2 protein-coding genes and 1 pseudogene are annotated in these 1,848 nt (G+C 62.7%); 2 read left to right on the top strand and 1 reads right to left on the bottom strand.

All coding sequences use genetic code 11. From position 1 onward, the window contains the following. The coding region (locus HLUSI_RS0111030; protein WP_029363395.1) for a glycerate kinase at nucleotides 1-950 on the bottom strand (950 nt) is incomplete at its 3' end. A gap of 254 nt (nucleotides 951-1,204) precedes the next feature. Between HLUSI_RS0111030 and HLUSI_RS0111025 the strand changes: the two genes are divergently transcribed. Together HLUSI_RS0111025 and HLUSI_RS31515 are read left to right on the top strand one after the other, a co-directional pair. Next, nucleotides 1,205-1,396, top strand: coding sequence for a hypothetical protein (locus HLUSI_RS0111025; protein WP_029363394.1), 192 nt, complete (start codon nucleotides 1,205-1,207; stop codon nucleotides 1,394-1,396). A 138-nt stretch (nucleotides 1,397-1,534) separates the two neighbouring features. Beyond that, a pseudogene (locus HLUSI_RS31515) lies at nucleotides 1,535-1,848 on the top strand (hypothetical protein); the annotation flags it as partial.

Genomic DNA, 1,848 nt, shown 5'->3' with positions numbered 1-1,848 from the left:
GAGGGCGGGCCCTGGGCGGCGATGAAAGGCGCCTTGCCGTGCAGCGTCTGGGCGTCGCTGCGGCCTTCGCCGGTGATCAGCCAGTCGGCGTCCTTGAGCGCCGCATCGAGTCCGATGTAGTCCGCCACCGTCTGCGCCCCGGATTGGAATTCGGCGCCGAGCATCAGCAATGCATATCCCAATCCACCTGCCGCGCCGGCTCCCGGCAAGTTGGCCGCACTGCGGCCGCTGGCCTGTTCGAACAGACTGGCGAAGCGACCGAGCAGGGCGTCAAGCGGCTTGATCTGTTCGGCAGCCACGCCTTTTTGCGGGCCGAAGACTGCCGTCGCGCCCTTGTCGCCGCACAGCGGATTGTCGACGTCGGACATGGCAACGATGTGAATATCCTTCAGACGCGGATCGAGCCCGCCGACATCGACACGCGCCAACCTGGCGAGTTGCGACGGCAGCGGTTCCAGTTCCTTGCCGGCGGCGTCATACAGCTTCAGACCCAGCGCAACCAGCATGCCGATGCCGCCGTCGTTGGTGCTGCTGCCGCCCAGCGCAATCAGGAAGCGTCGCGCGCCGCTGTCGAGCAGCCCCAGCAGGGCGTCGCCGATGCCGAGTGTAGAGCGGTTTTCAACGGCGACTGCGGTGCCTGCGCTGTCGGTCAGTCCGACGATTTCGGCGGATTCAATAACGGCGCTGCCGTCGCTGAGGATGCCGGCGGCGGCGTCGCGCAATGTGCCTGCCGCGCCGCGCACTTGCAGTCGCTGAACTTCGCCGCCTGCGTGCAGCAGGGCGTCGAGCGTGCCTTCACCGCCGTCAGCGATCGGGCACAGGCGGACAATTGCGTTCGGCGCGGCGGCGTGGACGCCGGCGCCGATGGCTTCGGCGACTTCTTGCGCGCTGAGCGAGCCTTTGAAGGAGTCGGGGGCAATGACGACAACGGGGGCGGAAGCGGTGGTCATGAAGGCTTTTCGGTAATTGAAGTTCGGCAAGGCGGCGGACGTGCAGGGTATTGCGGCGCGGGCTTGCTTGTCTCCTGGAATGATCGGTTATTTTTTTATGTTCAGTGAGTCATCGTGACGGATGAACTCGGAGATTATATAAGCAAGCATCCATGTTTCCCGCAGGTACGCGAGGTAACAAAAGGTAATGGCACTGGTGCGCTGGTCGCCGCCGGGGCATGATGACTGTGGAATATTCCCGGCAGGAGGGCATCATGAGACGTTTGCTATGGATCATCCCGGCGCTGATGCTGGGCGGTTGCGTGGCGGTTCCCTACGACCCCTATCCATATTACGGTCAGCCCGCGCCGGTCTACGTCGTGCCGTCCGCATCGGTGTACTACGGTTATGGCTGGGGCGGCGGTTATCGCGGCGGTTGGGGTGGTCGCGGACACTGGCGCCATTGAGGATGGTTTCCAGGTTTAGGCGGTTTGCATTCTGCGATTCAAGGCAGTAGCATTGCGAATCAATGGTCCGGACTGATGCGCGGCATCAGGTATGATGAGCGCTGAAAAACTGGACGCTATTCGTTGTTGCTGCATGGTATGGCGATTTTTACGACACTTTCCCGAACCTCCCTCAAGACACGCACTCGCAACAGAACCATCCTCGGCGTCAGCCTGTCGGTTCTGATTCACGTGCTGCTGTTTTTTGTTTTGCGGCCGAGCCTGCTGCAAAAAATCGAACCCCAGGCACGTTCTTCCAATGAACCGCTTGAGGTGACGTTCGTCCCGAGTCCGCCGAAGCCCGCTGTCAAGCAACCGACGCCGCCCGAAAAAGCCAAGCCCGTCAAAAAGCCGACGCCGCAGCCCAGACAGATTGCGCGCGCCAAACCCAGCCCGTCCGCGCCGACGCGGCC

Source organism: Herbaspirillum lusitanum P6-12 (assembly GCF_000256565.1).
GTDB classification, from domain to species: domain Bacteria; phylum Pseudomonadota; class Gammaproteobacteria; order Burkholderiales; family Burkholderiaceae_D; genus Herbaspirillum; species Herbaspirillum lusitanum.
Note: the sequence above shows the minus strand (reverse complement) of the source record. Positions and strands in the feature narration are given on the sequence as shown.

What these genes read in the sequence shown, in the direction of transcription:
- HLUSI_RS0111025 (WP_029363394.1), top strand. Translation starts at nt 1,205, where the DNA reads ATGAGACGTTTGCTATGGATCATCCCGGCGCTGATGCTGGGCGGTTGC.